Here is a 21,557-nt window from a genome sequence, read left to right on the forward strand (position 1 = left end):
TTACGCCGGGCTCAGAGGGGCCGCAACCGCGTCCGGCGCGGGCGCGCCGCCGCGCCGCCGCGCGTGAGCACCAGCGTCGCCCAGCCCTCGATCAGCCCGTGCCGGGCGAGGTGGAAGCCCCGGTGCCGATAGGTGGAGAGGACGCCCGGCACGTCGCGCTCGATGAGGCCGGAGAGGATCAGCACCCCGCGGTCGGCGACGACCGCCGTCAGCGAGGGCGCCAGCCCCTTCAGGGGCCGCGCCAGGATGTTGGCGAAGACCACGTCGAAGCGGCGCGGCCGGTCGGCAAGGGCGTGGCGCACCCCCGGCCCCTGGTAGAGCCGCAGGACCGGCCCGAGGCCGTTGAGACGGGCATTGCCGATGGCGGTGGTCACCGCCTCCGGGTCGAGGTCGCCGGCGATGACGGGCGTGTGCAGGTATTTCGCCGCCGCGAAGGCGAGGATGCCGGTGCCGGTGCCGACGTCGAGCACGTGGGCCGGGCGCCCGCGCTTGAGGATCCCCGCGAAGGCCCGGAGGCAGCCCAGCGTCGTGCCGTGATGGCCGGTGCCGAAGGCCAGCGCCGCCTCGATCTCGATGGCGAGGTCGTTGGCCCGGACCGTGTCGCGGTCGTGGCTGCCGTGGACGAGGAAGCGGCCGGCCCGCACGGGCTTCAGGCCCTCCAGGGAGGCGCGCACCCAATCCTGCTGGTCGATGGTCTCGAAGGTGGCAACGTCCGCCTGCGCGCCGACCACGGGGCGGATCAGGTCGCGGATCATCGCCTCGTCGGGCGCATCCGCGAAGTAGGCCTCGAGCCGCCAGGTCCGGCCGTCCTCGGCCTCGAAGGCGGCCACGGCCGTCTGGGTCGGGTCGAACATCTCGCCGAGGAGGTCGGTCATCGCGCGCGCCGACCCCTCGTCGGTGAGGAGGCGCAGCACATGGGTCGGACGGTGGGGAGGCAGGCCTTCGAGCATGATCGGGGCTCTATCACCCGCGACGTCCCGCCGCCACCTCGCGCGCAAGCTTGGCCGGAACGGAACCGCCGGATCCGCGTTTGCTGTGGCTTCTCCAGGCTCGCGTCGATGTCGGAGCGTGCGTTGTGCGTATGAAAATCAGAAGAGCCGGCGGACGAACGCCGGTCGTTCTCGCGGAAAAGTCCAAGGCCCGCCGTCGCCTCGTGCGCGATCGCGGGGGCTTCACCGATGCCGAGACGCTGACGGGACCCTTGCCCGGACCGATGCTGGTGCTCCTGAGCCGTCTGCACCGCTCGGAGCGTCCGCCCGTCGAGGATGAGGAGCGGGGCGCCTGACGAGCCCCGCCCCGATCCGTGCTATGGCGGCTCCGGCGCCGGCGGCCTCTCCCGGGTCGTGCCGGCCGCAGACGAAGGGCTGATCGATGATTCCGACGCGGCGGACGTGGCTCGGGGCGGTGCTGGGATTGGCGATCTGGGCCGGCGTGACGCCGGCGCGGGCCGAGACGCCCGTGCGGGCCGAGACGCCCGTGGTGGTCTTCGCCGCTGCCAGCCTGAAGAACGCCCTCGACGCGGCCACCGCCGCCTGGACGACGGAGACGGGCAAGACCGCCCGGATCTCCTACGCGGCCTCCAGCGCGCTGGCCAAACAGATCGAGGCCGGGGCGCCGGCCGACCTGTTCCTCTCGGCCGATCTCGCCTGGATGGACGACGTGGCGGGCAAGGACGGCCTCAAGCCGGGCACCCGCTCGAACCTCCTGCGCAACGCCCTCGTGCTGATCGCCCCCAAGGATTCGGCCGTTGCCCTGGCGCTCAAGCCCGGCCCCGACCTCGCCGCGACCTTCGCCAAGGCGCTGGGCGACGGTCGCATCGCCATGGGCAACGTCGCGGCGGTCCCGGCCGGCAAGTACGGCAAGGCGGCGCTGGAGAGCCTCGGCGCCTGGGAGGGCGTGAAGGACCGCCTCGCCCAGGCCGAGAACGTGCGGGCGGCCCTCCTGCTCGTGGCCCGCGGCGAGGCGCCGCTCGGCATCGTCTACGCCACCGACGCGGTCTCCGACCCCAGCGTCCGGGTGGTCGCCACCTTCCCGGCCGCGAGCCACCCGCCGGTGATCTATCCGGTGGCGCTCACGAAGGAGTCGACCAACCCGGATGCGGCCGCGCTTCTCGCCTACCTGCGCAGCCCCGCCGCCCGGGTGTTCTTCGAGCGCCAGGGCTTCTCGGTGATCGGCGCCGAGGACCGGACCTGATCGTCCGGCCTTGAGTCCCGCGATCCTGGACCGGCTCGGCCTCTCGCCGGAGGAATGGTCCGCCATCGCCCTCAGCCTGCGCGTGGCCGGGGTCGCCACCCTGGCGAGCCTCGGCCCGGGGCTGGCCGTCGCCTGGGTGCTGGCGCGTCGGCGCTTCCCCGGCCGGGCGCTCCTCGACGGGCTGGTCCATCTCCCCCTCATCCTGCCCCCGGTGGTGACGGGCTACCTCCTGCTCCTGGCCTTCGGCCGGCGCGGGACCTTCGGGGCCGTCCTGGCCGATCTCGGCATCGTCCTCTCGTTCCGCTGGACCGGGGCGGCGCTCGCCTGCGCGGTGATGGGCTTTCCCCTGATGGTGCGGGCGATGCGCCTCTCCCTGGAGGCCGTCGATGCCCGCGTCGAGCAGGCCGCCGCGACCCTCGGCGCCGGACCCTGCGCGGTCTTCCTCACCGTGACGCTGCCCCTCGCCCTGCCGGGGGTCCTGGCCGGCGCGGTGCTGGCCTTCGCGAAGGCGATGGGCGAATTCGGCGCCACCATCACGTTCGTGTCGAACATTCCCGGGGAGACCCAGACCCTGCCTTCGGCGATCTACACCCTGACCCAGGTGCCCGGCGGGGAGGCGGGGGCCCTGCGCCTCACCCTGGTCTCCGTGGCGATCTCGATGGCGGCGCTGCTGGTCTCCGAACTCCTGGCCCGCCGGGTCGGGCGCCGGATCGGGGCGGGGTGAGCCGATGACGCTCGCGGTCGATCTCGCCCTGGCGCGCGGCGCCTTCCGCCTCGACGTGGCCTTCACCGCTCCGCCGGGCCTCACCGCCCTGTTCGGCCGCTCGGGCTCGGGCAAGAGCACGGTGATCGCCTGCCTCGCCGGTCTGGCCCGGCCCGACCGGGGCCGGATCGCCCTCGACGGCGAGACCCTGCTCGACACCGAGCGCGGCCGCGCGGTACCCGCCCATCGCCGCCGCATCGGCACCGTCTTCCAGGAGGCGCGGCTGATGCCCCACCTCTCGGTCCGGCAGAACCTCGCCTACGGGCGCTGGTTCGCCCGCGGCCGCCGGGACAGAGCCGGCCTGGAACCGGAGGCGGTCATCGCGCTCCTGGGCATCGGCCACCTCCTCGACCGGCGGCCGGCCGGACTCTCCGGCGGCGAGGGCCAGCGCGTGGCGATCGGCCGGGCGCTGCTGTCGCGGCCCCGCCTCCTGCTCCTGGACGAGCCGCTCGCCGCCCTCGATGCCGAGCGCAAGGCCGAGATCCTGCCGCTGATCGAGCGCCTGCGTGACGTGGCCGCGATCCCCTTGGTATACGTCAGCCATGCGGTGCCCGAGGTGGCGCGCCTCGCCGACACCATCGTGGTGCTCGAAGGGGGCCGCGTCGCTGCCGCCGGACCCGCCGAGGGCATCCTGCGCCGGGGCGATCTCGGGGCCTTCCACGCGGCCGAAGCCGGCGCCCTCCTCGACATGGTGGTGGAGGCCGACGCCCCGAATTCCGGCCTGACGCTCCTCTCCGGGCGGGCCGGGCGCCTCCTCGTGCCGCGCCTCAATCGGGCGGTCGGCACCGGCATCCGCGTCCACGTTCCCGCCCGCGACGTCCTGCTCTCCCTCGACGAGCCCATCGGCTTGAGCGCCCGAAATCGCCTGAGCGGGCAAGTCCTTGCCCTGCATCCTCAGGCGGACGGCACGGTGCTGGTGGAGGTGGATTGCGGCGGCGCCGTGCTCTCCGCACGCCTGACCCGCGCCTCCGTGCACGAACTCGGCCTCGTCCCCGGACGGCCGGTCTTCGCCATCGTCAAGAGCGTCGCCTTCGATCCGCACGGGATGGGACGGGCGGCCGGCGCCGTCGAGATCTGACCGATCGTTAAGATTCGATGCATCGCCTTGGCATTGCCTTGAGCCTGTCGGCCAAGAAGCCGGTGGCGGAACCGATTCCTTAAGATCCCATTCACGCCGCAAGCCTTGTCTGGCTGGAGACCGCGAAAGCCGCGAACAGGAGCGTGCCATGTCGATCACTAGCCTCGGCGCCGTGCTTCCGGCCCGCGTCACCGGCGCCACGCCGGCTCCCAGTCCCCCGGTTCAGCCCGTTCAGGCCCCGGCGCCCCTCGCACCGGCCGTGCGGGTGGAGATTCGCAGCCAGGACCCGGGAGCCGATCCGCGTGCAGGCACCGTCCGGACACCCACGCCCGAGCAGGACGCGAAGGCGACCCAGACCGTGATGGAGCCACGCATCCGGATCGACCAGGACACCAAGGCGGTGGTCTACCAGGAGGTGGATCCGAATTCGGGCGACGTCGTGGTGCAGCTGCCCGACCCGGTGGTACTCAAGGCCCGCGCCTATGCGGAGGCCGCCGAGGCCCGCGCCAAGCCCGTGGCCCGCCCCTTCGACCGTACCGCCTAAGCTGCAGCGAGCGAAACGAAGAGAAGGCCGGGGCGGTGCGCCCCGGCCTTCTTTTTTGACGTCCACTCGAACCTGAAAAAAGCCGCCGGCCCGAAGGCCGGCGGCCGGCTTCCCCTTAGCGGAGGAGCTGCAGGATGCCCTGCTGCGCGGTGTTGGCGAGCGAGAGGGCCGAGATGCCGATCGACTGGCGGGTCGACAGGGCCTGCGAGTTGGCGGCTTCCTCGTTGAGGTCCGCGTTCGTCAGGTTGGCCGAGCCGGTGTCGAGGATGTTGATCAGGTTCTTCGAGAAATCCTGACGGTTCTGCACCACCGTGAGATTCGAGCCGAAGGTCGAGGACTGGGCGCGAAGCTGGCTGGTGGCGGCAGTGATGGCCGTCAGGGCCGAGTTGATCTCATCATCCGACTGGAAGCCGCCGGTGATGGAGTTGAGACCTAGACCATCGGCGTCGAGCTTCGCGCCGGCAATCGTGATACTCGAAGAACCGGTCTCATTGAAAGTAACCTTCAGCGAGTTCTCACTTGGATCGCTGCCCGAGCGGGACAGCAGATTGATACCGTTGTAGCTGGAGTCCTGGGCCTGCTGCGTGATCTGGGTCAACAGGTCGTTGAACTGCTTGGCCAGCGCAGTCCGGGTAGAGTTCGTACCACTGGCCGAACCAGAGCCCGAGGCGACGACAGCCTTGGTCGTGGTACCGGCAACGCCGAAGCCGAGGTCCGTGTTGCCGCCGGCGGAGTTGTCGATGGTGATCTTCTGAGATGAGCCGGTCGCAGTCGACGTGAAGGTCAATTTGTTGTTGGTGTCGAAGCTTGCAGTGACTTGGCCCTTGAAGCCAGTATCAGATGAAAGCTGGCTGTTGATCGAGGCAAGGATCTCGGTCTTCGTCGTCGCAGCGGGTGTCGCACCTGCCGCCACCGTGATAGTCTTGGTCGGACCGCTGCCCAACTGGATGTTGAACGCAGCCGTGTTGGCGCCGGAGAGATCAAGGGTCGTCGCTACAGCCGTATTGGCAACTGCGATCGCAGCGGTTGCCGTGCTCTTAGCAGCGGCACCCGTGGCAGTCTGCGCAGCGACCGCCGTGCCGAACCCAATATCCACTTCGTTGCCAGCGGTGTTGGTGACAACCGCGGAGGCTGCCGAACCCGTTGCCGTCGAGGTGAAGACAATACGACCGTCGGTGGTCTTGGACGCGGAGACCGCTGCCGGATTGGTCGTATCGTTGGCAAGCTGATTGTTGATCGCCTTCACGACGTCGTCGGCAGTCGCTTTCGCGACATTGCTGGTAACACCGCTCAGAGTCGTCGCATCAAGCGTGATCGTGGTGGCGTTGGTCCCGTCACCAAGAGTGAAAGTGGCGTTGCGGGTGCCCGAAAAGTCTTGCGTACCATCGGTGGCAGCCGTGGTGGTGCCCTGAAAGCCAGTCACCGCTGTGAGGATTGCGGCAGTAGCAGGGGTTCCACTGGAGACAGCACTCTTGTCGGCCAGTGCCTGGTTGGCGGTGGACTTTGCGGAGTCGACCAGCTTCTGGATCGAGGTGATACCCTGGTTGGCGGCCTGGATGGTCTGGACGCCGTTCGAAATGCCGTTGAGGAGAGAGCCGAGATCGCCCGAGCGGCCGGACAGCGACTGCGAGGTGAAGAAGCTCGTCGGGTCATCGAGGGCCGAGTTGACCTTCTTGCCGGTCGAGAGCCGGTTCTGGGTGCTGGAGAGAAGGTCGGCCGTGCCCTGCAGCGAGAGCAGGTTCTGGCGGGTCGCGGCGGTAAGGGTGATGCCTGAGGACATGCTGTTCGATCCATTCTGATCGGTGCGCCTCCGTTTTTGGAGGCAAGGTCACATGAGCACCCATCCGTTGCGATCGACTTAAGACACGCGTCGTACGAAAGCTTGACGGGAAAGATCAATTGCCATCGATTTTGAAAAAGATGTTTTTTATCAATATGTTGACGGTGTGGGTCGGGATCGTTATTGAGATCCTGTTAACCAAGGCCGGCCAATATGCCTGTGAGGTTAGCAACGAGGATCGCCATGCCCCTGAAGATCGAACTGAAGCCGTTCGAACGTCTGCTGATCGGGGGCACCGCGATTCGCAACGGCTCACGGCGTTCCAGCTTCGTCATCGAGACCGTGACGAAGTTTCTGCGCGAGAGCGACATCATCCTGGAGAGCGAGGCGGACACCGCCTGCAAGCGCCTCTATCTCACCCTCACGGTAATGTACCTCGCCGAGGTGACCTCGGAGACAGAGGATCTCTTCATCACGCAGGCCAATGCCCTGATCGCGGCAGCGCCCAGCATGGCGCCCTACCTGCGCGACATCCATGATTTCATCGCCGAGCGCGAACTTTATCGTGCTCTGAAGCGCTGCAAGGAGTTGATCCACTACGAGCAATCGCTGGCCGAGCGGCTGGCACCGCCCACGGCGTCCCGCGGTTGATGCAGGGATACCGAGGCTGAATCGAAAGAGCCCGCCGCTTCCCAGCGGCGGGCTCTTTCGATGGAGGCTTGTGGTTCGGAAGCTACATGCGCAGGCCGGCGGCGATGTTCTGATTGATGCTGATGAGGGCGGATAGCTTCTCGGCTCTCGGTTCGATCAGCGTGTCGATCATCCGCTTGAAGACGAAGGTCGAGAGTTCCGCGATGTTGTTCTTGATCTCGACCGGCAACGGGCTCTCGGGAGCCGTGGCCGCTCCGGCGATGATGGTCCAGACCTTCTGATTGAAGTTCAGGGCGTCGTTCAGGGCAGGGGACTGATTGGTCCAATCGGTCTGGATCGCCTGCAGACGTGTCGCAGCCTTGATCAAGACGGCAGCCTCTGCCTCGCGCGGCGACAGTGCAGTCTGTGCAACCCGGGCATAGGCGCTGGCCCCGTACGACATCGCTCGATCCTCCCTCAAGGTGTGCAGACCCGATTCGGGGCGCGGGCCGAACTTAGGCATCCGATTGTTAAGGGACCGTAATATCACGCCGTGCCGTAATCATGCCCGGATATGCGACGACGGAGAGCGCGCGCCCACGCGGATCACGCGCAGGGTGTTGGATTACCGCCACCATGATGAATTTCATTCTGGGCACTGTCGCGGGCGGATTGCTGGTCGGGCTCGTCACGATTTCCGCCGTCCGCCAACCGGTCGTGCAGGCCAAGCTGGGCCTTTTTCCCGTGTCCACTGCGCTGTTGATGCCATCGGCGAAGACGCCGGAGGCATCTCGCCTAGATCCGCCATGCCGTCAGACCGCGACGGTAGGACAACCGGACATGCTGTTCTCAAAGCGACGGTTCTGGTTCGTCGCTCCCTGAGCGAACGATCCGTAAGACTCAGAGGCTGCTGATCAGGAACATCACCATCGTGGTCGCCACGGTGGTGCTGACGAACCCGCAGAGGGCGGCCGCGAAGGAGGGGCCGGTGGAGAAGCTGCGATCTGTGGTCTTCAGGTCGAGGGCGGCGGTGGTGTTCATGATGGCTGACCTTAGCGGCGACTCATCTGTCGCGTGCGGGTTGACAGTGAAACGAAGCTTGGCGGGCGGGCGTGCGGGCCCACACCCCATCAATCGCAACGATTGGCGCGCTTGGCCGCCCGAAGAGCCCGCGACTCGCTGCGCAGATCGATGGCGACGACGCCAGCGCCGCAATCCTCGAAGGCATCACGCGCATCGGCATAACGGTCACCGATCTCGTCAAGAGTGTCACAGGCACGGTCGTGATGGCCGATCCGCGCCTCCTGACGGAACTGGTAGCGGAGGGCATTGGCCTCATCGATCTTGCGTTGCGCGTCGAGACAGGCGGGGGCGGCGAGGGCTGGCGTCACGAGAGCCATCACGAGGCCGGCGGCAAGAGTCAGTTGAAGGGGTTGACGCATGGGGACACCTGAGATGGGGACACTTGGACGTGCCGCCGGTGAACAGAATTCATCGAGCGTTCGAAAGTGTCCGCAAGATCAGTACTGAACTCTCCGATAATGCATCGGAGGAGCAGCACTCATATTGCGTGCAGGTTCCAGAAACGGCGAACCTGTCGTTAAGGTTCCACGCTGGCCCATGGCGTCGTCCGCCGGCGCCGGGAAACCAGAATTGCGGCCAGAGAAATCGGGGCGGGGCCCTGCGCATCGACACCGACATCGTACTGCCGGGGAATCGGTTTCAACTTGTTGTGCGAGTGACCGTGCAGGTTGACGGCACCGCGACCGATTCCGTTCCAAGTCCGGAACGCGTAGTGACAGAGTACCAAGCGCCGCGCATCGACGGTAATCTCGGCATAATGGGCGATCGTAGCCCATCCGGGCGCATGCAGTGTCCCGGCCCCGTCATTGTTTCCGATGATGAGGTGCTTGGTGCCTGACAGGCTTCCCAGGATCGCGGCAATGCGGCTGTCGGAGGAACCGAGGGCGAAGTCGCCGAGGTGCCAGACGTCGTCCTCGGGCCCGACGACCGCATTCCAGGCGGTGATGAGTGCGGCGTCGTGTGTCGCTAGATCGGCGTAGGGCCGCTTGTCGATCCGCAGGATGCGCGGATCGCCGAAATGCGTGTCGCTGGTGAACCACACGGCCACAGTTGGCTGCCCGCGCCGCGATCAGCGTCCGGGACTGAAGCGCAGCGGCACGGTAACGGCGAGGCTGCTCAGACTAATCCCGGCGGGTGCTGCGGGGAGTGAGCCACGAACGGTCGCCAAGGCCGCGCTATCGATGGCGCCGACGCCGCTGCTGCTCGCCAGCCCCGAACTCAGCACCTGACCGGAGCGGGACACCGTGAACCGAACGACGGCCACGCCGCCGCTGGTGCCAGCCGCCGCATTCGCGTTCATTCGCCCCCGGATCGCCGAGCTCAGCATGCCTTGCCATGCCCTGAGCGCATTCGGATCGTTCCCGCCAGCGGCTGAGCCCGCACTGCTCTGCCGCGAAGCGGAAGCCGAATTCTGCTGGGCACGCCCTTCGCTCGCCGCGGCCGCCGCGCGGCGTGCAGCCTCCTTGGCAGCCTTTGCCTTGGCTTCCTTGGCAGCTTCGCGACGGGCCTCGGCGATGGCCTCGCGGCGCTCCTCCTGTTCGACCTTCAGGCGGGCCTCGCGATCGGCCTTCCGCTTCGCCTCACGCTTGGCCTCGAGGATCTTGGCCATATCCGGCTTCGGCTTCTCCACCTCTAAAGGCTTGGGAGCCTCCGCGATCGTGGGCGGGGGCGGCGCCAGGGCGGGCGCTTCCTGTCCCGTCGAGGTGATGACCTGATCCTCGGGCGGCGGTTCGACGACCGCTTCGGTCGGAGGCGTGACCGGTGCCTCAGGCGGCTCGGCCATGGTGGTGGCTTCGGGGGCGATCGGTGCCGCGTCCGGCGGCGGCGGGACGGTGGCTTCGGGCGGCGCCACCTCGGTCGTCTCAAGAGGTTTCGTGACCGGAACCGCCTCTGGCGTTTCCACCGGATTCGCTTCAGGCGGGGCGGGTGCCTGGGCTGCCTGCTCGGCGGGCGCCTGGGTGTTCGCCTCTGTCATCTGCGGGGCGAGATCGATCGTCACGATATTCTCGCCCGGAGGCGCGGTTGGCGCCGTGCCGAACAGTGCCATGCCGACCAGCGCTGCGAGGTGCAGGGCCAGCGCAACGAGGAACGCCGCGGCGAGCCCGGACGGACCGCGCTGTTCCGGTTCGACCGGTGTCGCGAAGGCGCTGTTGGGATGCAGGGCGTTCATGGATTACTGCGGCGTTCCGCTGACAGGGGCCGGAGCGGCGGCCGGCGAAGCGGGCAGCGCACCGCCGGGCGATTGGGCGATCAACGAGACCTTCGTGAAGCCGGCTTGGCCGACGAGGCCCATCACCTCCATGATCTTGCCATAGGGCACGTCGCGGTCGCCACGCACCAGCATCACCTGGGTCGGGTCCTGGGCCGCCAATGCGCGCAGGCGGGGCAGGATCGCATCCGGCGTGAGTTCTTCCTTGGCGAGGTAGGGCCTGCCGTCCTTGTCGATGGAGATCTCGAGCGGCTTCTTGGCCTGGGCGACTTTCTGGGCGGTGGTCTTGGGCAACTGCACAGGCACGCCCGTGGTCATCAGGGGAGCGGCCACCATGAAGATGATCAGCAGCACGAGCATAACGTCGACCATCGGGGTGACGTTGATCTCGGACATCGGCGCTGCGTCGAGACCATCATCGTCATCGCCGCCGCCGGCGCGGATCGAACCCATTGCCATCGTGAAGCGGCCCTCCAGGGCCAGGGCGAAGGGCGATCAGGCCGGTCCGCCGCACAGGTTGCTGTCAGGAATCGGCGCTCGCGCGGCGCCGGAGCGTGCCTTGGTCAGATAGGAGCGTTCACTCGGCGGCGGCACGGCCATGCACGGCTCGGTCGCGGGCGAGGCGATTGCCGAGAATGCCGATGCTGGAGACGAAACTGGACTGGATCCGACTGACATCGTTGATAAGCTTGTTGTAGGCCATCACGGCAGGGATCGCGACGATGAGGCCGATGGCCGTGGCGAACAGGGCTTCGGCGATCCCTGGGGCGACCACCGCCAGCGAGGTGTCCTGGCTCTTGGCGATGGACGAGAAGGAATTCATGATGCCCCAGACCGTCCCGAACAGCCCGATGAAGGGCGCCGTCGAGCCAGCGGTGGCCAGGAGAGGCAGGCCGGTTTGCAGACGCTTGATCCGGCTGGTCAGGGCCGCGCGCATCGCGCGCTCGATGCGGTCGCGCCGCTCGGCCCGGGTCTCGCTGGAATCCTGATCCCGCCAAGCCTCTGCGGCCGCTCCCATGATCTGAGCGTCCATGCCGCCGCCGGATGATTCGAGCGCTCCACCGGACCGCACCAGCACGTCGAACGCCTTGGCTTGACGCTTGGCGGCGGCAATCCGGACGATCTTTTCGAAGACGACGGTCCAGCACGCGATCGAGGCGATCACGAGGAGGATCATCACGCCCTTCACGATCGGATCCGCCTGCAGGAACAGTCCGATGAAGGAAAAGTCGTGCGTGACTTCGGCCTGCGCTGCGGTCGGGTCCATGATGGTCTCTCTCAGTGCGTACGGTGTGCGGGCTTCGATATCGGATCTCGAATGCGCTGATCAGCGCACGAAGGCCGCGGAGGTCTTACTCTCGGTCTCAATGCGGTCGAGGCAGGTCTCACGGCTGGCCTCGCCGCCCTCGCAGGCCAGGACGTCGTTGAGGAGCAGGCGACCGATCTTTGGGCAGGCGATCCCCGGGAAGTCGAAGAGGCGGACCATCGTCTTGCGGTCTTGCACCGGTCCCAGCTCCACGGACAAGCGCTTCTGGGCGATGCCTTCGGTATCAAAGGCGAACAGGTCGACCTTCAGGGATTTCAACGCTGGGCCGCGGCTGTTGTCCACGAGAAGATAGGTGCGGCAGGCGTCGCCGGCGGGTTCCAGGCGATTGAGTTCCAGCTTGATCGGCGCGGTCTTGCCGTCCTGCGCGGTGACCGGTGCGGCAAGGCTCGTGAGTATCGCCAGGGACGCGAGGCCGGCAACGACATGCTTCGCCACGATGGTCTTATTCCTACGCAAGGACCCGTCTTCGCTCACGCCGCGCACTCCCGCTAAAGTACCGTCGCTCAGCGCGACGCAACCGGATTCCAGCGCGATCGCGTGTCTCGACAGGATGTCTCGACAGCCCTGCTTGGCCCGGCATCGATTTCGGTGAGCACCCCAGCGCGCGGTCTGAGAACCACGATCCAGGGACTGCCCTACGCGGGGTGGGCATATCCGAGGACGCGACCGCAGATCAAGCGCAGGGCGGAATATCAGAGGAATTCCAAACTGTTACTCGGGACACAGAAGCGGTCTAGCTTGCGATCTGCCGAACCGTCCCGCCTTTGGATGCCGAAAGCGCCTGAGCCCTCAGGGGCTAACGGGTGCTCGGAGGCTGATGGGGCAATGTGTCGGGGCGGCCTCGCCCTTGATGCGTTCCGAGCCCGCCTCCATATCGCGATGACTGGCGATCGAATGCCGGGAGGGGTGCTGCGAAGGCGGGCCCCGATCACCGAAGTGCCTCATGAAACTCTGTTTCGGGCTTCGCTGGAAGGATATGCGTTCGTGACGACTCGGCCCTCTCCGTTTGGACATCCCTTTCTCCTCGGATTCGATGAGATCGAACAGGCTCTCGACCGGGTGTCGAAGGCCGCCAACGATGGGTATCCGCCTTACAATATCGAGCGTCTGGCGCGGACCGAGCATCAGCCGGAGCGCCTTCGCATCACTCTGGCTGTCGCGGGGTTCACCCGCGATCAGCTCGACGTGATGCTCGAGGAGAGCCAACTGGTGGTGCGTGGCCGGCAGGTGGACGACAAGACCCGGCAGTTCCTCCACCGCGGTATCGCTGCGCGTCAGTTCCAGCGCGCATTTCTGCTCGCGGACGGCATGGAGGTGATGGGCGCCGATCTCTCGAACGGTCTCTTGTCGATCGACCTGACTCGGCCGGAGCCGGACAGAATCGTCCGCAAGATTGCCATCGCGTCCCGCGACGAGGCCTGATGCCAGGGCTTCGGCTCACATCGACCGCCGGGCCCGTTCCCGGTGTTCCGCTCTGCCAAGAAGGAGGGCAGTCCATGACCGAGTTCAACACCAATCCGCTCACCCAGGCCGATCTCGACCCGGCCGACTTCAATGTGGCTGATCTCGCTGCGCTCGGCGAAGGACATATCGCCTATGTGCGCGCGATCCGCTCCGACGAGGTAAAGCGCATCTTTCCGCAGGCACCTGACCTGACGCCTGGTCTTGACCTGTTCGCGCTTCTCTCGGCCAGCGGTGCACCGATCCTGCTCGCCGACTCTCGGGATGCCGTGGTGGCCAATGCGGCCGCCAACGACCTCTACACGGTCAGTCTGCACTGACCTGGAATTCGGTGACCGTCGTCAGAAGCCGTTGCAGATCCTGCGGCCGGGACAGACGATGGTCGCCGTCCGCGATGAGGGTGAGGAGGGTGCCGGCCTTCGGAAGTCTCTCCACCACGCGCAAGGCGTGCATATAGGGAACGTCGGGGTCGTCCATGCCCTGCAGGATATGGACTGGGCAGCCGGGATCGAAGTTCGCTCCGAGCAGACAATGGCGCTGACCGTCCTGGATGAGCGCGTGAGTGATCGGGACCGGCGTCGGATCATAGGCGCTTGGCCGAAGCCAGGCGCCGTCCCGTTCGATCTGCGCCCGGATTTCTGGCGTGAACCGGTCCCAGAGGAGGCTTTGGGTGAAATCCAGGGCCGGCGCGATGAGGACAAGGCCTGACGGCGCCGTCCGGCGGTTGCCTGCGCGCGCACAGGCCACCAGGCATGCGATCCAGCCGCCCATCGACGAACCCACCAGGATCGGGTTCTCGGGCGCGTAGGCAGCAACGACCGCCTGTGCATCCGCGAGCCAAGTTGAGATCGTGGCCTCGGCGAACACGCCGGTCGATTCGCCATGGCCAGTGTAGTCGAACCGAACCAGAGGTCGGCCCTGCCGCTTGGCCCAGGCATCGAGCGTCATCGCCTTGGTGGCGCCCATATCTGAGCGGAAGCCGCCGAGCCAGACCAGTGGAGGGCCTTCGCCGGCTCTCCGTCGCACTGCGATCTGCCGTGCCGCCGATCCGGTCCCGACCTCAAGGAACTCCAGCGCCCCATCCTGCGCAGACGTCATTCGTTAACCCTCACCCTGGGATGCATCGAACTGAATGCATCGCCTTTGCATTTCGTTTACCGGGCCGTAAAGCGCGGCGTTCAAGCTCACGGCCATGACCGACACGCAAGACGGACGCTGTTTTCCTTGGGTACGCGACCCGAGCTTCGATCCCGGGCCGTGGGCCATTCCGGCTTGCCCGTCATGAACGGCGACGTGCGCGGCAGCTTTCCGTCCGAGCGTGCGCCGCTCGCAGGGGCGACCATCTTGCAGATCATTCCGGAGCTCGATGCCGGCGGCGCCGAACGCACCACCGTCGATGTCGCCGCCGCCTTGGCTGCGGCCGGCGCCCGGGCGCTGGTGGCCACCGAGGGCGGCCGCTTGATCGGCGAATTGCAGGCCAAGGGCGGCATCTGGCTCCCGTTTCCGGCGGCTTCGAAGAATCCGCTTGCCATGGCCTTAAATGTGGGGCGCCTCGCCCGCCTGTGCCGACGCGAGGGCGTGCACGTCGTCCACGCTCGCTCGCGGGCCCCGGCCTGGGTCGCCCTGGGTGCCGCGCGCCGCGTGAAGCTTCCCTTCGTGACGACGTATCACGGCAGCTATTCCGGCCGTACGGGGGTAAAAGTCCTCTACAACTCCGTGATGGCACGGGGTGACGTGGTCATCGCCAACTCGCACTACACGGCCGACCTGATCCGCACCCTGCACCCGGAACAGGCGGGCGACCGGGTTCGGGTCATCCATCGCGGCACCGATCTGGCGCAGTTCACGCCCGCGGCGGTCTTGCCGACGCGGGTCGAAGCCCTGCGCCGTGCCTGGGGCGTCGCCCCGCATGAGCGCGTGGTGCTGCTCGCCGCGCGGCTGACGGGCTGGAAGGGTCAGCGGGTCCTGATCGAGGCGGCGGCGCTGATGCGCGATCGCGGCATCACCGACGTTGCCATTGTCCTCGCCGGCGATCCGCAGGGACGCGTCGCCTACGAGCGCGAACTCGACGCGTTAGTCGCGGCGCGCGGCCTTCAGGCGATCGTGCACCGGGTCGGGCACTGCACCGATATGCCGGCGGCCTTCCGGGCGGCCTCCGTCGTGGCGGTACCATCCGTGGAGCCCGAAGCTTTCGGCCGTTCCGCCGTGGAGGCCCAGGCCCTGGGCACCCCTGTGGTGGTGTCGGATCTTGGAGCCGTGCCGGAAACGGTGTTGGCGCCTCCCGAAGTTCCGCCGTCCCAGCGGACGGGATGGCGGGTTCCGCCGGGTGATGCCGGTGCTCTGGCCGACGCTCTGTCGGACGCGCTGTCCCTTGGGGCCAGCGCACGCGATGCGATGACCCGGCGCGGCCGAGCGCATGTCGAGGCGCACTTCTCCCTCGAAGGCATGGTCGGCGACACACTTGCCGTCTATGCCGACCTCATCGTCAGCCGGGCCGTGGCCGCACGCGGGTGATCGCTGCGTCCAATGAACCAAACTGCGACGACCGTGTTGACTTGCACGAGAGTTTAGCCAAGGTGTCGCACCGAATTTCGCGAGCGATGGGTGGCCAGGATCGACCCCAAACGGGGTTTGAGTTCGCGGGCTGCCGTTTCGTCGTTTCATTAGGAGACCAAAGCCATTCGTAGACCTATGAGAGCTATGCCGGCCCCGCAGAAGGACGGGCCGCGCGCCAACCGGGACATCCGCGGCGTCCGCGAAGTGCAGCTCATCGACGACACCGGACAGAACCGTGGCGTCGTCGCCTTCTTCGACGCCATCGCAATGGCCGAGGAGGCGGGTCTCGACCTCGTCGAGATCGCACCGAACTCCGTCCCTCCCGTCTGTAAGCTTCTTGACTACGGCCGTTTTCGCTTCAACGAACAGAAGAAGCAGAACGAAGCGCGCAAGAAGCAGAAGACGGTCGAGGTCAAGGAGATCAAACTCCGCCCCGGGATCGACAAGCACGACTACGATACAAAGATGAAGGCCGTAATCCGGTTCTTCGAGGAAGGCGACAAGGTCAAAGTGACTCTGCGCTTCCGCGGTCGTGAGATGGCCCACCAGGACATCGGCCTGCGCCTGCTCGAGCGGGTGAAGAACGAGACCCAGGAGATCGCTAAGGTTGAGAGCGAGCCGATGCTCGAAGGCCGCCAGATGATCATGATTCTGGCTCCGCGCTGAGCCGCTCCCGGTTGAGCGCCTGACGCAGAAAATGCACCGCCTTCCTCTCGGCAGGCGGTGTTTTTCACTTTCCACATCTGCATGGACCCGGTCGACGACGCGTCGGTGTGTCGACCGGTGGTCTTTCAAGTAGAGGGCGTTTTCGCCCAACGGGCAGCATCCCGCGCGCGAATGCTGCCCGCTCTTCGAGGCCTACTTCAGCAGAGAGATCTGCGCATCGCCGGTCCGCCGGAGGACATTAACCGTGACGTCCTCGCCGTAGCGCTGCAGGCGCAGGTCCACGCGTGAGGTGCCAATCTTCAGGTTGAAGATCGAGACGCCATCGAGGAACGGCGGCAAGGTCGGATTGCGGAAGCGGACCCGGTTACGGTCGTGGTCGATCTCCAACCCGAGGCAGGCCGCCAGGAAGGCGAACGGCGCCGCTGCGGCCCAGGCCTGTGGTGAGCAGGCCACGGGGTAGGAGACGGGGCCGCGCTGGTGGCGTCGCATGAAACCACAGAACAGCTCCGGCAGCCGCTTCTGATCCTGATAGAGAGCCGTGTCGAACATGCCCTCGAAGATCCGCGACGCTTCCGGCTTCAGGTTGTAACGCGCCAGTCCGAGGGCGATCAGTGCGTTGTCGTGCGGCCAGATCGAGCCGTTGTGGTACGACATCGGATTGTAGCGAGCTTCGCCGCGGGCGATCGTGCGCACGCCCCAGCCGTTGAAGCCGTCCTTCGACAGGAGGTTTGCGGCGACGCTCGCTGCGCGCTCCGGCCGCGCGATGCCGGTGAAAAGCGCATGGCCGGCGTTGGACGAGCGTACGGCGCATTGCCGCTTCTCGCCATCGAGGGCGAGGGCGTAGGTGCCGATCGCCTCGCACCAGAATGCCTTGTCGAAATTGTCGCGCAGGGTCTGCGCCTCCTCGCCGAGACGCTGCGCCAGGGTGTCATGGCCCAGAAGCGAGGCGAGCTTGGCCGCCCCGTTCTTGGCGGCATAGACGTAGCCCTGGACTTCGCAGAGAGCGATAGGGCCCTTCGCCAGATCGCCGTCGGTGTGGAAGATGGAGTCGTGACTGTCCTTCCAGCCCTGGTTCTCAAGGCCCTTGTCGGTGTCGCGGGCATACTCAACGAACCCATCGCCGTCCCGGTCGCCGTACTCGTCCATCCAGGTAAGGGCGAGTTCCAGAGCAGGCCAGATCCCCGAGATTGTCTCCAGGTCACCGGTGACGGCATAGTACTCCCAGGCCAGCATCACGAAGAGCGGCGTGCCGTCGATGGTGCCGTAGTAGTGCCGGAACGGCACCTCGCCGAGCATGGCCATCTCACCGCGCCGGGTTTCGTGCAGAACCTTGCCGGGCTGCGCGTCGGCGGCCGGGTCGACGGCCTGGGCCTGGGTCGAGGCGAGGTAGCGCAAGACGCCCTTCCCGAAGTTCGGGTCGATCCAAAGCGCCATCATGGCGGTGATGATCCCGTCGCGCCCGAATACCGTGGAGTACCAGGGAATGCCCGCGAAGGGGTAGATGCCTTCCGGCGTCCGGCTTGCCAGCATGTAGAGGTCAGCGGTGGCGCGACAGGCGGCTTCGTTGAACTGGTCGTTCGACGAAATGATCGTCGTGATGCCGGCAGTGAGCTGGCGCAGGTCGCGACGGGAGTCGCGATAGGCCCGAGCGAAAATGACACCCTCGGCGAGACCCTTCGGGTGGCGCGGAGCAGCGGAACTCCCTGCGGCGCGCGACAGGCCGGCTGCTGCATCCTCGCCGACCCGCTCGGCAGCGGGAGCGCTGGTGAAGGCGCGGTGTGATTCGAAGACCGCTCTCAGGAACAGCGAAGCGCGTCCGCCTGGCGGCAGGGAGACGACGAACTCGGCGCGGCCCGGCTCGATGTGCTTGGGCGTCGGCCCGAAATACAGGCTCGTGGTGCGCACGACCTCGTCGAGGCCGGCGTAGCGAAACTGGATCTCGGATTCGCTCGCCACCTGAACGCTGCGCTTGCCGCGCACAGGGCGGTCCATGCCGCGCACTTCGAAGAGATCCCGGAAATCGGCGTCGAAGGTGACGGCAACCTTCAGATGCCAGTGCCGGGAATCATAGTTGCGGAGGCCGATCCTATCGTAGCACGCGCCCTTGAAGAGAAACTTGGTGCGTTCGATCGCGATCAGTTCGCGGGGGATCGTGGTCTCGTCATGAGCGTCGATGCGGATGTCGGGCGTCGTCATGTCGACGCTGAGCGCGCCGTTGTCGTCCTGCATCACCGAGGACAGCAGCAGCGGTCGCTGGTCCTCGATGGTGACATGCAGACGTGAGAGGTAGCGCGTGTCTTGGAAGTAGAGGCCCTCGGGACCGGGGAGCACGCCGATATCGCCGTAGCTGTCGAGAACCGCGAAAGCCTCGCCGTATTTCAGCGAGCGCAGCGGGCGCTCGACAAGTGAGGTCTGCGCCTCGATGTGATATTGCGGCAGGACTTCGTCGGCATCCTGGAAGCCCCGGGGAATCCGCGTTTCGGTCGCGGGCTCGGAGGTCGCCTTCAGTGTATCCGCTGCCATGCCTGAGCGTCTCCGAAATGGGTGTCGAATCAAAAGGGCCGCCGGTCGCATGATGCGGCGCGGCGGCCCTCAGTGGCAGAGGTAGTGCGGCAATCTTGCGGCGCCAGCCTGCTCGGCGGCGAGCAAATCCGATGCCGGGCGGGGCCCGGCTCGGACAGTATCAGGCAGGCATCGCAGCGACGGAGATCTGGGGCAGGGCGGAGCCGTTCATCTCGCCATAGTGCGAGGAGAAAGCGCCGGCATGCGGTAGCTTGATCACCGAGTTCGCGCCGGCGAGCAATCGCTCGTAGGCGGCAACGTACTTACGCACCATGCACTCGGCGGTGAAATTACCTTCGAAGTGCCTGCGCACGCCAGTACGGCTCATCGACTTCACTGCGTGGACCGCCGCCACCGCGTCATCCATCGAGTCGCACAGGACGCCAGAGACACCATCCGCGATCACCTCCGGCACGGAACCGTTCCGGAAAGCGATGACCGGCGTGCCGGCCGACATCGCCTCGATCATCACGAGGCCGAAGGGCTCCGGCCAGTCGATCGGGAAGGCAAGGGCGAGGGCGTTGCCGAGGAAGTCCTTCTTCTGCTCCTCGTTGATCTCGCCGATGAACTCGACGAGGGGATGGTGGATCATCGGCTCGATGACCTCGTCCCAATAATCTTGGTCGGCCTTGTCGACTTTTGCGGCGATTTTCAGCGGTATGCCGGAACGGATCGCCATCTCGATCGCACGGTCGGGACGCTTTTCCGGGGAGATGCGGCCGAGGAAGGCAAGGTAGCCGCCTTTCGACTCCGGATAGAACGGGCAGTTCTGGGCCGGAAGACCGTGGTGGATGGTCGAGAGCCAGTTGACGTTCTCGGGCATCGGATCACGCTGATTGTCCGAGATCGACACCAGAGGCATACCCGTGAAGGTGCGGTAGACCGGCATGAAGTCCGGCACGTCGAGGCGCCCGTGCATCGTTGTGAGGCATTTGTGATTTAGATCTTCGAACATCGGATACTGAAGCAGATCGATGTGGAAGTGGAGGATATCGAACTCGTGCGCTCGCTTGTGCACGTGGTGCAACATGGCAAGGTGGCTCGCAGTGTGATCCCGATAGCCGAGGAGGCGCAGGCCCTCGGGCGTGCAGGCTGCAAGCTTGGCCGAGGTCTCCGAATCACCGCTAGCGAACAAAGTCACATCGTGGCCCTGGCGGACCAGTTCCTCGGTGATCCATGACACCACGCGCTCGGTACCACCATAGAACTTCGGGGGTACGGCCTCCGAAAGCGGAGCAATCTGGGCAATGCGCACGAAGCGTCTCCTATGAGGTCGAATGTTGCGCCGACCTAACGCGATCCGGCCTGAGTGGGACATGAACGAAACGGACGGCCAAGGTTATGGTTCCCGGCCCTTGAGCTACGCCAGAACTCTCTGACAAACGGACTAAGATGTCCCCGCTATCCCCGCGTTCGATGCCGTCTGGCATGCCAGACAAGTCCATGGCAGGAATTGTAGGAAACCGGCCGAACGACCCCCTGCGCGCATCGGTCGTGTTGTTCGGAACGGGGGAAGAACTACCTCAGGCGCATGGCCGATTTTGTGCGACGCACGATGCCCTTGTTTCACTCCGGGGGGTCGTCTAAGCCTCGCGCCGGCGCAGTCTGGCATTGGAGCAATTCCATGTGGCCTAAGGCGTCGAAGGCGTCCCAATCGCCTGCCAATACGAGAGGTCCCGCATGTCCGGCCTGATGGCAGACTATCTGCCCCTCATCGTCTTTATCGGCGTCTCTGTGTTCATTGCTGCGGCCCTGCTGGTTGCGCCCTTCCTGGTCGCCTACAATAGCCCCGATCCGGAAAAGCTGTCGGCCTACGAGTGTGGCTTCAATGCTTTCGACGACGCGCGCATGAAGTTCGACGTGCGCTTCTACCTCGTCGCGATCCTCTTTATCATCTTCGACCTCGAGGTCGCGTTTCTGTTCCCGTGGGCAATCTCCTTCGGTGAGCTTGGATGGTTCGGCATGTGGTCGATGATGGCTTTCCTCGGCGTTCTGACCGTCGGCTTCGTCTACGAGTGGCGCAAGGGCGCCCTCGAATGGGACTAGTGTTCCCGAATCGCGCCGTCCACGAAGTCCGCCCATCCGAAGCCTGATCCCGAGAAACCGATGGCCTTCAGCCCCGACCTCTCCCGCGCCCCGGCGATCGCCCAGGCCCCCAAGGGCATCATCGATCCCAGCACGGGCCTTCCGATCGGCGCCAATGATCCGACCTTCCTGTCGATCAACGACGAACTCGCCGATCGCGGATTTCTCGTCACGTCCACGGATGATCTGATCAACTGGGCCCGCACCGGCTCGCTGATGTGGATGACCTTCGGCCTCGCCTGCTGCGCCGTTGAGATGATGCAGATGTCAATGCCGCGCTACGACTGCGAGCGCTTCGGATTTGCGCCACGCGGGAGCCCGCGTCAGTCCGATGTGATGATCGTCGCCGGCACGCTGACCAACAAGATGGCTCCGGCTTTGCGCAAGGTCTACGACCAGATGCCGGAGCCTCGCTACGTCATCTCGATGGGTTCCTGCGCCAACGGCGGAGGCTACTACCACTATTCCTACTCGGTGGTCCGCGGCTGCGACCGGGTGGTGCCGGTGGATATTTACGTCCCGGGCTGCCCGCCCACGGCCGAGGCGCTGCTGTATGGCGTGCTCCTGCTCCAGAAGAAGATCCGCCGCACTGGTACGATCGAGCGCTGAGGAAGGACGCC

General features: G+C 66.2%; 26 protein-coding genes. 13 read left to right on the forward strand and 13 right to left on the reverse strand.

Annotation, left to right across the window (positions count from 1 at the left end; genetic code table 11):
- Positions 1-11: 11 nt before the first annotated feature.
- A complete protein-coding gene (locus tag ASG63_RS08750) occupies positions 12-950 on the reverse strand; it encodes a 50S ribosomal protein L11 methyltransferase (RefSeq protein ID WP_056214520.1) in 939 nt (312 codons plus the stop codon).
- A 131-nt stretch (positions 951-1,081) separates the two neighbouring features.
- Here ASG63_RS08750 and ASG63_RS08755 point away from each other — a divergent pair, with 131 nt between their 5' ends.
- The 5 genes from ASG63_RS08755 to ASG63_RS08775 all read left to right on the forward strand — a co-directional run bounded on the left by ASG63_RS08755 (position 1,082) and on the right by ASG63_RS08775 (position 4,578).
- Positions 1,082-1,285: a hypothetical protein gene (locus tag ASG63_RS08755; RefSeq protein WP_156389705.1), complete on the forward strand. Its 204-nt coding sequence runs from the start codon at positions 1,082-1,084 to the stop codon at positions 1,283-1,285.
- 86 nt (positions 1,286-1,371) lie between these two features.
- Complete coding sequence (gene modA, locus ASG63_RS08760; protein WP_056214523.1) at positions 1,372-2,193, forward strand: molybdate ABC transporter substrate-binding protein; 822 nt, start codon at positions 1,372-1,374, stop codon at positions 2,191-2,193.
- A 10-nt stretch (positions 2,194-2,203) separates the two neighbouring features.
- Positions 2,204-2,917 (forward strand): molybdate ABC transporter permease subunit, encoded by a 714-nt coding sequence (gene modB, locus ASG63_RS08765; RefSeq protein WP_443189783.1) that lies wholly within the window; start codon positions 2,204-2,206, stop codon positions 2,915-2,917.
- Positions 2,918-2,921: 4 nt separating this feature from the next.
- The gene (modC, locus tag ASG63_RS08770; RefSeq protein ID WP_056214526.1) at positions 2,922-4,034 is read left to right on the forward strand and encodes a molybdenum ABC transporter ATP-binding protein; all 1,113 of its coding nucleotides are present in this window, start codon (positions 2,922-2,924) and stop codon (positions 4,032-4,034) included.
- Between the two features lie 148 nt (positions 4,035-4,182).
- Positions 4,183-4,578 (forward strand): hypothetical protein, encoded by a 396-nt coding sequence (locus ASG63_RS08775; protein WP_056214531.1) that lies wholly within the window; start codon positions 4,183-4,185, stop codon positions 4,576-4,578.
- 115 nt (positions 4,579-4,693) lie between these two features.
- Here ASG63_RS08775 and ASG63_RS08780 read toward each other — a convergent pair whose 3' ends face one another.
- Entirely contained in the window at positions 4,694-6,358 is a 1,665-nt protein-coding gene (locus ASG63_RS08780; protein ID WP_056214534.1) for a flagellin N-terminal helical domain-containing protein, read from the reverse strand.
- A 243-nt stretch (positions 6,359-6,601) separates the two neighbouring features.
- Here ASG63_RS08780 and ASG63_RS08785 point away from each other — a divergent pair, with 243 nt between their 5' ends.
- Positions 6,602-7,009 (forward strand): flagellar biosynthesis repressor FlbT, encoded by a 408-nt coding sequence (locus ASG63_RS08785; RefSeq protein ID WP_056214538.1) that lies wholly within the window; start codon positions 6,602-6,604, stop codon positions 7,007-7,009.
- An 82-nt stretch (positions 7,010-7,091) separates the two neighbouring features.
- Here ASG63_RS08785 and flaF read toward each other — a convergent pair whose 3' ends face one another.
- A complete protein-coding gene (gene flaF / locus ASG63_RS08790; RefSeq protein ID WP_056214542.1) occupies positions 7,092-7,451 on the reverse strand; it encodes a flagellar biosynthesis regulator FlaF in 360 nt (119 codons plus the stop codon).
- Between the two features lie 173 nt (positions 7,452-7,624).
- On the opposite strand from flaF, the gene ASG63_RS08795 reads away from it, so the two are divergent.
- Positions 7,625-7,870 carry a hypothetical protein gene (locus ASG63_RS08795; protein ID WP_056214547.1) on the forward strand — a complete coding sequence of 82 codons (246 nt, stop codon included), beginning with the start codon at positions 7,625-7,627 and terminating at the stop codon, positions 7,868-7,870.
- Positions 7,871-7,888: 18 nt separating this feature from the next.
- On the opposite strand, the gene ASG63_RS25935 is transcribed toward ASG63_RS08795, so the two are convergent.
- The 7 genes from ASG63_RS25935 to ASG63_RS08825 all read right to left on the reverse strand — a co-directional run bounded on the left by ASG63_RS25935 (position 7,889) and on the right by ASG63_RS08825 (position 12,009).
- A complete protein-coding gene (locus tag ASG63_RS25935; RefSeq protein WP_181259622.1) occupies positions 7,889-8,029 on the reverse strand; it encodes a hypothetical protein in 141 nt (46 codons plus the stop codon).
- Between the two features lie 89 nt (positions 8,030-8,118).
- A complete protein-coding gene (locus tag ASG63_RS24075; protein WP_056275209.1) occupies positions 8,119-8,430 on the reverse strand; it encodes a hypothetical protein in 312 nt (103 codons plus the stop codon).
- A gap of 158 nt (positions 8,431-8,588) precedes the next feature.
- Complete coding sequence (locus ASG63_RS08805; RefSeq protein ID WP_056214555.1) at positions 8,589-9,119, reverse strand: metallophosphoesterase; 531 nt, start codon at positions 9,117-9,119, stop codon at positions 8,589-8,591.
- A 21-nt stretch (positions 9,120-9,140) separates the two neighbouring features.
- The gene (locus ASG63_RS08810; protein ID WP_056214558.1) at positions 9,141-10,241 is read right to left on the reverse strand and encodes a TonB family protein; all 1,101 of its coding nucleotides are present in this window, start codon (positions 10,239-10,241) and stop codon (positions 9,141-9,143) included.
- 3 nt (positions 10,242-10,244) lie between these two features.
- A complete protein-coding gene (gene tolR / locus ASG63_RS08815; protein WP_056214562.1) occupies positions 10,245-10,739 on the reverse strand; it encodes a protein TolR in 495 nt (164 codons plus the stop codon).
- Positions 10,740-10,857: 118 nt separating this feature from the next.
- Positions 10,858-11,547 (reverse strand): MotA/TolQ/ExbB proton channel family protein, encoded by a 690-nt coding sequence (locus ASG63_RS08820; RefSeq protein ID WP_056214567.1) that lies wholly within the window; start codon positions 11,545-11,547, stop codon positions 10,858-10,860.
- 60 nt (positions 11,548-11,607) lie between these two features.
- Positions 11,608-12,009 carry a Tat pathway signal protein gene (locus ASG63_RS08825; RefSeq protein WP_244472724.1) on the reverse strand — a complete coding sequence of 134 codons (402 nt, stop codon included), beginning with the start codon at positions 12,007-12,009 and terminating at the stop codon, positions 11,608-11,610.
- 582 nt (positions 12,010-12,591) lie between these two features.
- On the opposite strand from ASG63_RS08825, the gene ASG63_RS08830 reads away from it, so the two are divergent.
- Both ASG63_RS08830 and ASG63_RS08835 read left to right on the forward strand, forming a co-directional pair.
- Entirely contained in the window at positions 12,592-13,029 is a 438-nt protein-coding gene (locus ASG63_RS08830; protein ID WP_056214570.1) for an Hsp20 family protein, read from the forward strand.
- A gap of 74 nt (positions 13,030-13,103) precedes the next feature.
- Positions 13,104-13,388, forward strand: a complete 285-nt coding sequence (locus ASG63_RS08835; protein ID WP_056214573.1) for a DUF1150 family protein — start codon at positions 13,104-13,106, stop codon at positions 13,386-13,388.
- Here the strand turns inward: ASG63_RS08835 and ASG63_RS08840 are convergent.
- Positions 13,375-14,166, reverse strand: coding sequence for an alpha/beta hydrolase (locus ASG63_RS08840; protein ID WP_056214576.1), 792 nt, complete (start codon positions 14,164-14,166; stop codon positions 13,375-13,377). The two genes, ASG63_RS08835 and ASG63_RS08840, sit on opposite strands and share 14 nt — an antisense overlap.
- A gap of 183 nt (positions 14,167-14,349) precedes the next feature.
- Between ASG63_RS08840 and ASG63_RS08845 the strand changes: the two genes are divergently transcribed.
- Both ASG63_RS08845 and infC read left to right on the forward strand, forming a co-directional pair.
- Positions 14,350-15,582: a glycosyltransferase family 4 protein gene (locus tag ASG63_RS08845; RefSeq protein WP_056214579.1), complete on the forward strand. Its 1,233-nt coding sequence runs from the start codon at positions 14,350-14,352 to the stop codon at positions 15,580-15,582.
- A gap of 186 nt (positions 15,583-15,768) precedes the next feature.
- The gene (gene infC, locus ASG63_RS08850) at positions 15,769-16,290 is read left to right on the forward strand and encodes a translation initiation factor IF-3 (RefSeq protein ID WP_238280755.1); all 522 of its coding nucleotides are present in this window, start codon (positions 15,769-15,771) and stop codon (positions 16,288-16,290) included.
- 192 nt (positions 16,291-16,482) lie between these two features.
- On the opposite strand, the gene ASG63_RS08855 is transcribed toward infC, so the two are convergent.
- Together ASG63_RS08855 and ASG63_RS08860 are read right to left on the reverse strand one after the other, a co-directional pair.
- The gene (locus tag ASG63_RS08855) at positions 16,483-18,813 is read right to left on the reverse strand and encodes an amylo-alpha-1,6-glucosidase (RefSeq protein WP_056214582.1); all 2,331 of its coding nucleotides are present in this window, start codon (positions 18,811-18,813) and stop codon (positions 16,483-16,485) included.
- A gap of 160 nt (positions 18,814-18,973) precedes the next feature.
- Positions 18,974-20,107: a glycosyltransferase family 4 protein gene (locus ASG63_RS08860; RefSeq protein ID WP_056214584.1), complete on the reverse strand. Its 1,134-nt coding sequence runs from the start codon at positions 20,105-20,107 to the stop codon at positions 18,974-18,976.
- 425 nt (positions 20,108-20,532) lie between these two features.
- On the opposite strand from ASG63_RS08860, the gene ASG63_RS08865 reads away from it, so the two are divergent.
- Positions 20,533-20,898 (forward strand): NADH-quinone oxidoreductase subunit A, encoded by a 366-nt coding sequence (locus tag ASG63_RS08865; RefSeq protein ID WP_055948771.1) that lies wholly within the window; start codon positions 20,533-20,535, stop codon positions 20,896-20,898.
- A 60-nt stretch (positions 20,899-20,958) separates the two neighbouring features.
- Positions 20,959-21,546: a NuoB/complex I 20 kDa subunit family protein gene (locus ASG63_RS08870; protein ID WP_056214588.1), complete on the forward strand. Its 588-nt coding sequence runs from the start codon at positions 20,959-20,961 to the stop codon at positions 21,544-21,546.
- Positions 21,547-21,557 lie beyond the last annotated feature (11 nt).

Origin of the sequence: Methylobacterium sp. Leaf94, assembly GCF_001426045.1 — a bacterium.
Taxonomy (GTDB): domain Bacteria; phylum Pseudomonadota; class Alphaproteobacteria; order Rhizobiales; family Beijerinckiaceae; genus Methylobacterium.

Excerpts from the sequence above, each read along its gene's own strand:
- ASG63_RS08750 (WP_056214520.1), bottom strand. The coding sequence starts at position 950 with ATGCTCGAAGGCCTGCCTCCCCACCGTCCGACCCATGTGCTGCGCCTC.
- ASG63_RS08755 (WP_156389705.1), top strand. The coding sequence starts at position 1,082 with ATGAAAATCAGAAGAGCCGGCGGACGAACGCCGGTCGTTCTCGCGGAA.
- modA (WP_056214523.1), top strand. The coding sequence starts at position 1,372 with ATGATTCCGACGCGGCGGACGTGGCTCGGGGCGGTGCTGGGATTGGCG.
- modC (WP_056214526.1), top strand. The coding sequence starts at position 2,922 with ATGACGCTCGCGGTCGATCTCGCCCTGGCGCGCGGCGCCTTCCGCCTC.
- ASG63_RS08775 (WP_056214531.1), top strand. The coding sequence starts at position 4,183 with ATGTCGATCACTAGCCTCGGCGCCGTGCTTCCGGCCCGCGTCACCGGC.
- ASG63_RS08780 (WP_056214534.1), bottom strand. The coding sequence starts at position 6,358 with ATGTCCTCAGGCATCACCCTTACCGCCGCGACCCGCCAGAACCTGCTC.
- ASG63_RS08785 (WP_056214538.1), top strand. The coding sequence starts at position 6,602 with ATGCCCCTGAAGATCGAACTGAAGCCGTTCGAACGTCTGCTGATCGGG.
- flaF (WP_056214542.1), bottom strand. The coding sequence starts at position 7,451 with ATGTCGTACGGGGCCAGCGCCTATGCCCGGGTTGCACAGACTGCACTG.
- ASG63_RS08795 (WP_056214547.1), top strand. The coding sequence starts at position 7,625 with ATGATGAATTTCATTCTGGGCACTGTCGCGGGCGGATTGCTGGTCGGG.
- ASG63_RS25935 (WP_181259622.1), bottom strand. The coding sequence starts at position 8,029 with ATGAACACCACCGCCGCCCTCGACCTGAAGACCACAGATCGCAGCTTC.
- ASG63_RS24075 (WP_056275209.1), bottom strand. The coding sequence starts at position 8,430 with ATGCGTCAACCCCTTCAACTGACTCTTGCCGCCGGCCTCGTGATGGCT.
- ASG63_RS08810 (WP_056214558.1), bottom strand. The coding sequence starts at position 10,241 with ATGAACGCCCTGCATCCCAACAGCGCCTTCGCGACACCGGTCGAACCG.
- tolR (WP_056214562.1), bottom strand. The coding sequence starts at position 10,739 with ATGGCAATGGGTTCGATCCGCGCCGGCGGCGGCGATGACGATGATGGT.
- ASG63_RS08820 (WP_056214567.1), bottom strand. The coding sequence starts at position 11,547 with ATGGACCCGACCGCAGCGCAGGCCGAAGTCACGCACGACTTTTCCTTC.
- ASG63_RS08835 (WP_056214573.1), top strand. The coding sequence starts at position 13,104 with ATGACCGAGTTCAACACCAATCCGCTCACCCAGGCCGATCTCGACCCG.
- ASG63_RS08840 (WP_056214576.1), bottom strand. The coding sequence starts at position 14,166 with ATGACGTCTGCGCAGGATGGGGCGCTGGAGTTCCTTGAGGTCGGGACC.
- ASG63_RS08845 (WP_056214579.1), top strand. The coding sequence starts at position 14,350 with ATGAACGGCGACGTGCGCGGCAGCTTTCCGTCCGAGCGTGCGCCGCTC.
- infC (WP_238280755.1), top strand. The coding sequence starts at position 15,769 with ATGCCGGCCCCGCAGAAGGACGGGCCGCGCGCCAACCGGGACATCCGC.
- ASG63_RS08855 (WP_056214582.1), bottom strand. The coding sequence starts at position 18,813 with ATGGCAGCGGATACACTGAAGGCGACCTCCGAGCCCGCGACCGAAACG.
- ASG63_RS08865 (WP_055948771.1), top strand. The coding sequence starts at position 20,533 with ATGTCCGGCCTGATGGCAGACTATCTGCCCCTCATCGTCTTTATCGGC.
- ASG63_RS08870 (WP_056214588.1), top strand. The coding sequence starts at position 20,959 with ATGGCCTTCAGCCCCGACCTCTCCCGCGCCCCGGCGATCGCCCAGGCC.